Source organism: Novosphingobium sp., from assembly GCF_032093395.1.
In the GTDB taxonomy this organism is placed as follows: Bacteria; Pseudomonadota; Alphaproteobacteria; order Sphingomonadales; family Sphingomonadaceae; genus Novosphingobium.
Genome location: NZ_DAMDBA010000026.1, coordinates 47,430 through 55,322 on the forward strand (window position 1 = coordinate 47,430; position 7,893 = coordinate 55,322).

8 protein-coding genes are annotated in these 7,893 nt (G+C 65.0%); 2 read left to right on the forward strand and 6 right to left on the reverse strand.

Going from position 1 to position 7,893, the window contains the following annotated elements:
* Window positions 1-7: 7 nt before the first annotated feature.
* Window positions 8-649 carry a histidine phosphotransferase family protein gene (locus tag RT424_RS11105; protein WP_313437731.1) on the reverse strand — a complete coding sequence of 214 codons (642 nt, stop codon included), beginning with the start codon at window positions 647-649 and terminating at the stop codon, window positions 8-10.
* Window positions 650-718: 69 nt separating this feature from the next.
* Window positions 719-1,123 (reverse strand): M67 family metallopeptidase, encoded by a 405-nt coding sequence (locus RT424_RS11110; RefSeq protein ID WP_313437733.1) that lies wholly within the window; start codon window positions 1,121-1,123, stop codon window positions 719-721.
* Window positions 1,124-1,141: 18 nt separating this feature from the next.
* Between RT424_RS11110 and RT424_RS11115 the strand changes: the two genes are divergently transcribed.
* A complete protein-coding gene (locus RT424_RS11115) occupies window positions 1,142-2,086 on the forward strand; it encodes an RluA family pseudouridine synthase (protein ID WP_313437736.1) in 945 nt (314 codons plus the stop codon).
* A 93-nt stretch (window positions 2,087-2,179) separates the two neighbouring features.
* The gene (gene rpoH / locus RT424_RS11120) at window positions 2,180-3,082 is read left to right on the forward strand and encodes an RNA polymerase sigma factor RpoH (protein ID WP_313437738.1); all 903 of its coding nucleotides are present in this window, start codon (window positions 2,180-2,182) and stop codon (window positions 3,080-3,082) included.
* A 239-nt stretch (window positions 3,083-3,321) separates the two neighbouring features.
* On the opposite strand, the gene RT424_RS11125 is transcribed toward rpoH, so the two are convergent.
* The 4 genes from RT424_RS11125 to RT424_RS11140 form a co-directional block, all read right to left on the reverse strand.
* Window positions 3,322-4,404: an oxidoreductase gene (locus RT424_RS11125; protein ID WP_313437741.1), complete on the reverse strand. Its 1,083-nt coding sequence runs from the start codon at window positions 4,402-4,404 to the stop codon at window positions 3,322-3,324.
* Window positions 4,405-4,420: 16 nt separating this feature from the next.
* Window positions 4,421-6,046, reverse strand: a complete 1,626-nt coding sequence (locus RT424_RS11130; protein ID WP_313437743.1) for an NAD-dependent malic enzyme — start codon at window positions 6,044-6,046, stop codon at window positions 4,421-4,423.
* Window positions 6,047-6,062: 16 nt separating this feature from the next.
* Window positions 6,063-7,520, reverse strand: coding sequence for an alginate export family protein (locus RT424_RS11135; RefSeq protein WP_409521476.1), 1,458 nt, complete (start codon window positions 7,518-7,520; stop codon window positions 6,063-6,065).
* A 59-nt stretch (window positions 7,521-7,579) separates the two neighbouring features.
* Window positions 7,580-7,893 (reverse strand): cation:dicarboxylate symporter family transporter (locus RT424_RS11140; RefSeq protein WP_313437746.1); only part of this gene is annotated, 314 nt, incomplete at its 5' end.

Genomic DNA, 7,893 nt, shown 5'->3' on the forward strand with positions numbered 1-7,893 from the left:
TTTTCCATCAGGCTCCGGGCAGCACCGCGCCTAGAACCAGCGCGTCGTCCGCCAGGGCATATTGCAGCTTGCCGCCCTGTCCGTGCGCCAGCTGCTGGATCATCGCTGCGGGCGCGGTGCGGCTGGAAAGATCGCCTTCCGGCAGCGTTCCTTCAAGCGCGCGGCCGATATCGCGATCGAAGGCGATGCGCGGACCCGCCGCCCGGACGACGATTTCGCTCATGCCATCACGGAATTCCGCCGCAAGGTCCAGAGTACCGCCGCGTGGCAGGGCCTCGATGCCGACCAGGCCGAAATTGAGCAGGGTCTTTACCGCCGGCTTGGGCAGCATCTCGCTGCCGAGCGCCCAGTTCAGCACGATGCGCGCATTGTTCGCCACCAGCGCATCGATGAGCGCGCGGGCTTCGCTGACCGGAACCATATCTCCGAAACCGCCTGCGGCCCCGAACGCAAGCCGGAAGAACTTCAGCTTGTCGGCCGAGATTCGTGCGCTCTGGTCCAGCAGCTCGAAGCAGCGCTGGCGCATCTCGGGATCTTTCTCGTCCGCGAGCAGCTCCAGCCCGTTGGTCAGCGCGCCGACCGGGCTGAGCATGTCATGGCACAGGCGCGAACATAGCAGGCTGGCAAGTTCGAGCGAGCTGGTCGTCATGGACTGGGGACTTCCCTGTTAAGCGATCGATGGAGTTCAGGCATTCGAATTCAGGCCGTTAGAAGCCGTCTATCCGACCATATGGCATGTGATGGGTGCAAATCCATTCCCGGTATCGCGCCAGAATGCAACCTGCCCGTCCGCTATGATCGCCCAAACGCGCAAATCCCCGGTGGAATGTTCGCAATCCGTCGCCGAAGGAACCGGGTGACCGACCGGATGGGAGTGGTAATAGCCCAGAACCTTCGGGCCGCCCTGACGGGCCGTCCGGTGCGCCGCGAGCAGTATGGCCGGGTCGATCTCGAAATGACGGGTGGGCTCGGCGGCTACATTGGGGGCCGGAATCGCTTGCGTTATGCGGTCGTTTCCGTGACGCTCCTCTCCAAGCAGGATGCCGCAACACTCCTGCGGGTGCGCGCTGGCGGATTCTTCATGCAATCTTGCGATCACGTCACTTGTCACTTCGACATTCATCCCCAAATCCTACAGGCAATGGGGGCTTACGAAAACATCATCCAGGGTTTCATCGGCAGCGAAGGCGGCCGTTTGGACAAGGCACTGGCCGACGCCAGCGGACTTTCGCGCGAACGCGTAAAGGCGCTGATGGGCGAAGGCCGCATCTCGCTGGCCGGCAAGCCGGTATCGCAGGCTTCACTCAAAGTGGCGGGCGGCACGGCTTTCGCGATCGAAGTGCCCGAGGCCGCGCCCGCCGAAGCGGTGGCCCAGGACATTCCGCTCAATGTCGTGTTCGAGGACGAATACCTGATCATCGTCGACAAGCCGGCGGGGCTCGTGGTCCATCCGGCAGCCGGCAATCTAGACGGCACGCTGGTGAACGCCCTGCTGCATCACTGCCGGGGCCAGCTTTCGGGGATCGGCGGCGTTGCGCGACCGGGGATCGTCCATCGGATCGACAAGGACACCTCGGGCCTGCTGGTGGTCGCCAAGACCGACAAGGCGCACGAAGGGCTGGCGGTGCAGTTCGCGGACCATTCGATCGCACGCGCCTACCGGGCCGTCGTGTCCGGTCGCCCCATCCCGATCGCCGGAACGGTGCGCGGCGCGATCGCCCGCTCCACCGTCAATCGCAAGAAGATGGCGCTGGTGGAGGATGGGCGCGGCAAGCATGCGGTAACGCATTACAAGACGCTTGAAGCGCTGAAGAACGCGAGTCTCGTGGAGTGCCGCCTGGAAACGGGACGGACGCATCAGGTCCGCGTTCACATGTCGTCAATCGGGCATTCGCTACTGGGAGACCCTGTATATGGTCGTACACCTTCAGCGATTCGCCCGATTCTTCAGCGACTCGGTTTCACCCGACAGGCTCTCCACGCCGCGGAACTTGGCTTCGTCCATCCCGTTACAGGAGAGAACGTCCATTTCGTCAGTCCCTTGCCCGACGACATGCGGACACTGATCGACGAACTGCGACACTGAAATCGGATAAATGTGCTATCTTGATTAGGTGGCCCCAAGCTAAGACGCCTCGCAAGGGTCTTCGACCGCGGGCCGACCGGAAAGGACGGAATTGTGAGCAAGCAACGTAATCTCCCGGCGGTGCCGGCACTGGGCGGTGAGCAGAGCCTCAACCGCTACCTGTCCGAAATCCGCAAGTTCCCGCTTCTCGCGCCCGAGCAGGAATACATGCTCGCCAAGCGCTACAAGGAGCATGAAGACCCGGCAGCCGCCGGCCAGCTGGTGACCAGCCACCTTCGCCTCGTTGCGAAGATCGCGATGGGTTACCGCGGCTACGGCCTGCCGGTCTCGGAACTGATCTCCGAAGGCAACATCGGACTCATGCAGGGTGTGAAGAAGTTCGAACCCGATCGGGGCTTCCGCCTCGCCACTTATGCTATGTGGTGGATCAAGGCTTCGATTCAAGAGTACATCCTGCGTTCGTGGTCGCTCGTGAAGATGGGCACCACCGCCGCGCAGAAGAAACTGTTCTTCAACCTGCGCCGCATGAAGAAGAACCTCGACGCCTACGAGGATTCCGACCTTCATCCGGACGATGTGGCCAAGATCGCAACCACGCTCGGCGTTTCCGAGCAGGAAGTGGTCAACATGAACCGGCGCATGATGATGGGCGGCGATGCCTCGCTGAACGTCTCGCTGCGCGAGGAAGGCGAAGGCCAGTGGCAGGATGTTCTCGCGGATGACCGTCCGCTTCAGGACGAAACTGTCGCTGACGCGGAAGAAGCCACCGTCCGTCACGCCATGCTGGTCGAAGCGATGGACGGTTTGAACGAGCGCGAGCGCGACATCCTGATGGAACGCCGCCTGACCGAAGACCCGAAGACGCTCGAAGAGCTGAGCCAGGTCTATCACGTCAGCCGCGAGCGCGTCCGCCAGATCGAGGTGCGCGCGTTCGAGAAGCTGCAAAAGGCGATGAACCGCATCGCCAGCGACCGTAAGCTGCTGCCTGCGGGCTAAGCTTCGGCTTACGAGAAAAGAGAAACGGGCCGTCCGAAAGGACGGCCCGTTTTCTTATATGGTTCAAGATCGCATATCGACGGCCCGGGAATGCGCATAGCAGCCACTTCGCACCGAAACTCCACGTCATCCTGAACTTGTTTCAGGATCCATCTTGCCGAACAAGCCGCCGCTGAGGTTCAGGAATGGATCCTGAAACAAGTTCAGGATGACGTTTGCCTTATACCAACCCCTTCGGATCAGGCCCGGCTGACCATCCAGGCCGTGCGCTCGGCCTCGGTCAGCGGCAGCGCCACCGACCGCCCTTCCGCAGCGGATCGCTCCGCCGCCTCGATCACCGCCATGACCGCCAGCGACTGGATCGGCGGCACCGGATTGGCCGCCCTGCCCTGCACAGCTTCCCCGACGAGGCGATAGAATTCGCGCTGGTCGCCAGGCTCGGCAGGCAAACGGCTCGCATTGCCCTGCGCATCGTAGAGCACAAGCGGGTCGCCGTCCTCACCCCAACCGGGTGCCCCCGGCGCCATCCCGGCAAGCAGTTGGCTTTCCTGCACGTCCATGCCGAGCTTGACCGCGCTGCCGCCCGTGCCGTGGACAATGAAGCGCGGTACGCCGCCTGCTACCAGCATCGAGGCGTGAAGAACCGCGCGCTTCGTGCCGAACGCGAGAACGACATGCGCCCAGTCCGGACTGCGTGCGCCCTCGCGCTGCATGGCGAGCGAGGCAGTGACGCGATCCGGCAGGCCCATCAGCAGCAGCGCATGGTCGACGAGGTGCGGCCCGAGATCGAACCACACGCCCGCGCCCGGCCCGTCACCCTCCCGCCAGCGGTCACGGACCTGAGGGCGGAAGCGGTCGAAGTGGATTTCCAGATGCGTGGCATCACCCACCAGGCCTGCATCGATCGCCTTGCGCACGCTGCGAAAGTCGCTGTCCCAGCGGCGGTTGTGGAAGACGGTGAGCTGGCAGCCGGCGTCCTCCGCCAGCGCGATCAACGCCCGCGCCTCGGCCAGGTCGAGCGTGAAGGGCTTGTCGACGACGACGTGTTTGCCCGCCCGCAACGCCGCTTCCGCCAAAGGAAAGTGCGTATGATTGGGCGTCGCAACTACGACAAGATCGACCTCGGGATCGTGGATCACGGCTGCGGGATCGTCATGGATAACCGCGTCCGGGAAGCGCTCGAGAACTTTCTCGCGGCTTCTGCTGGCGAAGCGCCCGAGTTCCAGCCCCTCGACTGAGCGGATCAACGGGGCGTGGAACGTGGCTCCCGCATAGCCATAGCCGAGAAGGCCGACCTTGAGAGCATCGCTTGCCGGGATCATGCCGTTTTCCTTTCGCTCAGGCGTATCGGGCCTGCCACATGCTTGCCGCGATGCTCTCGCGCGTCAACGCTTCGGGCTCGGCAGTCGCGAGCCCCTCAGTCTGCGCCTGCGCCGCGACGGCAACGGCGATTTCCAGAGCCACCTCGCGAAGTTCGGTGACGGCAGGGAGCAGACCGTCGTAGCTGGCGTCGCTCAGCTCGCCCAAGCGGCGCGCGGCGACCATGAACATGCCGTCGCTGATGGCGGTCGCCCCGCTGGCCAGCGCGCCGAGGCCGACACCGGGGAAGATGTAGACATTGTTGACCTGCGTGACGCCTGCCGTGCCGAAGGGGCTGCCGGTGCCGACGATCGCCTTGCCCTCGGTCCATTCGAGAATGTCCGCCGGGTGCGCCTCGGCGCGCGAGATCGGGTTGGAAAGCGGGAAGACCACCGGCCGCTCGACCTTTTCGGCCATGGTGCGGATGGTGCGCTCGTCGAAGGCTGCCTTCTGGCCCGAGGTGCCGATCAGCACGGTGGGATGGACGTTGGCGACCACTTCCTGAAGCGAGATCATGTTCTGACCGCTGACGTTCCAGCCTTCGATCTCGGCGGGATCACGCGCCAACTTCAACTGCTGCTGCGGCAGGCGCGGAATGTCGGAAAGGATCAGGCCGTCGCGGTCCACTGCCCAGATCCGCGCGCGCGCCGCCTTCTCGTCGAGCCCGTCCGCCATCATCGCCTGAACCAGCATCTCGGCCACGCCGCTGCCTGCCGCACCCGCGCCGAACAGCACCACGCGCTGCTCGGTGAGCGGCACGCCGGTCCGGCCGATCGCCGCAAGCAGCGTGCCGACGGCGGTTGCGGCGGTGCCCTGGATATCGTCGTTGAAGCTCAGCAGGCGGTCGCGATAGCGCACCAGCAGGTCATAGGCGTTCTTGCCCGCGAAATCCTCCCACTGAAGGAGGACGCCGGGGAAACGATCGTCCACCGCGCTGACGAAAGCCTCCACGAAATCGTCGTAGTCCTGCCCGCGCACGCGCGGCGCGCGCCAACCCACATAGAGCGGATCTTCGCGGCGCGCGTGGTTGTCGGTCCCGAGGTCCAGCAGAATGGGCAGGACTTCCGAAGGATGGATGCCCGCGCAGGCGGTATAGAGCGCCAGCTTGCCGATGGGGATGCCCATACCGCCCGCGCCCTGGTCGCCCAGGCCGAGAATGCGCTCACCGTCGCTGACGACGATCACTTTCACGCGGTCGTAGGCCGGATCGGCAAGGATGTCGGAGATGCGATCGCGGTTGGGATAGCTCAGGAACAGGCCGCGCGGGCGGCGCCAGATCTCGCTGAAACGCTCGCAGCCCTCGCCTACCGTGGGCGTGTAGACCAGCGGCAGCATGCGCGGCAGGTCGCTCTGTACCAGGGCATGGAACAGCACTTCGTTGGAGTCCTGAAGCTCACGCAGGAAGGCATAGCGCTGGAAGTCGCTTTCCTTTTCTTCCAGCGCCTTGCGGCGGCGCTCGATCTGGCTGTCGAGCGTGCCGACATGCGGCGGCAGCAGGCCGTGCAGGCCGAACTCGTCACGCTCCTCGGCGGTGAAGGCGGTCCCCTTGTTGGTCAGGGGATCGGAAAGCAGCGCGCGGGCGGCGGCGTGACGGGTGGGGGACATCGACGACCTTCTTTCTTCAGAAACGAAAACTCAGCCAGCCCGCGAGAAAATCGGAGCTGCGGTAACCCGCATCGGTCAGCGCGGGGCCGGCTTCGAGATGCTCGTAACGCCCGGTGAACGAGACGCGCGGCGAGATCTGCCAGACCGCCTGCAAGCGGGCGAGTTCGGCGATCTTGCGCGCCCGGCCGTTCTGGGTGCCGGCAAAGGGTTGGCCGTTGGCCCGATAGACCGCATCGGTGACACTGTCACGCCAGGCGAAGCGGTATTCGGCATTCACTTTCACGTTCTTCAGCGGCGAGAAGCTGAAAGTGGGCGCGATGGAACGCAAGTTGCTGGGCGTCAGGTAAAGCTGGTAGCTGTAGTAGACGTTGTTGCCGAAGGGCGAGTAGGCATTGCGCAGCTTTCCGTCACCATAGCCGCCCCCGCCGCTGGCATAGTCGGCACTGAGACCGATGCGCGGCGCGGACTTCGACGCCCCCAGGCGATAGGACTGCGCCAGCAGCACCTGCCAGGCATCGATTTTCTGGTCCATGAATGCGCCCCACTGGTGGTTCACCGTCCAGTCCAGCTGGAGCGGCCCGGCTTCGCCGTAGACGTGGACCCCGCCATACCAGCGCGTCGCCGGGCCGATCCGCCCTCCCCAAGTGCCGACGCCGTTGCGCCGCCGCCAGAGGAAGGGATCGACGAAGAGTTTCGAATCGCCAAGGAACGTCTTCGGCACGGCATAGCCCAGCGTCACGCCGGAGAAGCGGCGTTCCGGGTCGCTCCTGTCGTCGCCGATGCCGTCCTCGCCGTATGCCGTGGGGCGCAAGTCGAACACGTCGGCGCGCACCGCCTTGCCGCGCACCCAGGCGCGCACGCCGTTCAGCGTGTAATGGATCGTGTTGTTGTCGCGCTGCGAGGTCAGCAGGTTGGGTCCGTCGACGAACTCCTGCCGACCATAGCGGATGCCTGCGTCCAGCCCCGCGACTTGCCCGTGCGCCTCCGCGAAATACTGCTGAGCGACAAGGCCGTTGCGCATGCTGGTCGCCGGGGTGCCGATGTTCCGGCCACCGATCCCGGCATGGGCCATCTCACCGAAAAAGCGCAAGTGCGGCCCTACATGGAGGTCGGCCCCCGCCACGATGCGGCTGATGTCCTGCCGCTGCGCTTCTGCCTCGCGCAAGTTGGGATTGGTGGTCTGGTTGACGCGAAGGCGCAGCTCGCCGGAAAGCGTGAGGTAGATGTCACCGTCTCCATCGAGCGGCAGGAACTTGAGCCGGTCCAGCGGATCGTCGCGCTTTCCGTCGTCGGCCATGACCCGCCAGTCCTCGGCCCAGCGGGATATGCTGTAGCCGTTGATCACGGCTCCGTCGCCGTTCGAGGAAACCGGGTAGACCGGGGTTTTCGCCTCTTCGGCCCGAGCCGTAGAGCCAGCCGTCATGGAGGCGCAGCAAAGGGTGGCGGCAAGCAGCCGCGCAGGCACTGTCTTCATGGTCGTGGTTCCTGTGCGGGGCTTCAGGCCCCGTGCCGGGTCAGGTCAGGTAGGGGCGGTCAGACCAGCGCCGGGTTCGCCGCGGCGACGGGCTCGCGATTGGCCAGCACGGCGTTGAACCGCTCGGTGTCGAGCTTGCCTTCCCAGCGCGAGACCACGACCGTCGCCACGGCATTGCCGATGAAGTTCGTCAGGCTGCGGCACTCCGACATGAAGCGGTCGACGCCCAGGATCAGCGCCATGCCCGCGACCGGCACCGAAGGCACGATCGACAGGGTAGCCGCCAGCGTGATGAAGCCCGCGCCGGTCACGCCCGCCGCGCCCTTGGACGAGAGCATGGCCACGCCCAGCAGCAACACCTGCTGGCCCAGCG

Excerpts from the sequence above, each read along its gene's own strand:
- RT424_RS11135 (WP_409521476.1), bottom strand. The coding sequence starts at position 7,520 with ATGAAGACAGTGCCTGCGCGGCTGCTTGCCGCCACCCTTTGCTGCGCC.
- RT424_RS11105 (WP_313437731.1), bottom strand. The coding sequence starts at position 649 with ATGACGACCAGCTCGCTCGAACTTGCCAGCCTGCTATGTTCGCGCCTG.
- RT424_RS11125 (WP_313437741.1), bottom strand. The coding sequence starts at position 4,404 with ATGATCCCGGCAAGCGATGCTCTCAAGGTCGGCCTTCTCGGCTATGGC.
- RT424_RS11110 (WP_313437733.1), bottom strand. The coding sequence starts at position 1,123 with ATGAATGTCGAAGTGACAAGTGACGTGATCGCAAGATTGCATGAAGAA.
- RT424_RS11130 (WP_313437743.1), bottom strand. The coding sequence starts at position 6,046 with ATGTCCCCCACCCGTCACGCCGCCGCCCGCGCGCTGCTTTCCGATCCC.
- RT424_RS11115 (WP_313437736.1), top strand. The coding sequence starts at position 1,142 with ATGGGGGCTTACGAAAACATCATCCAGGGTTTCATCGGCAGCGAAGGC.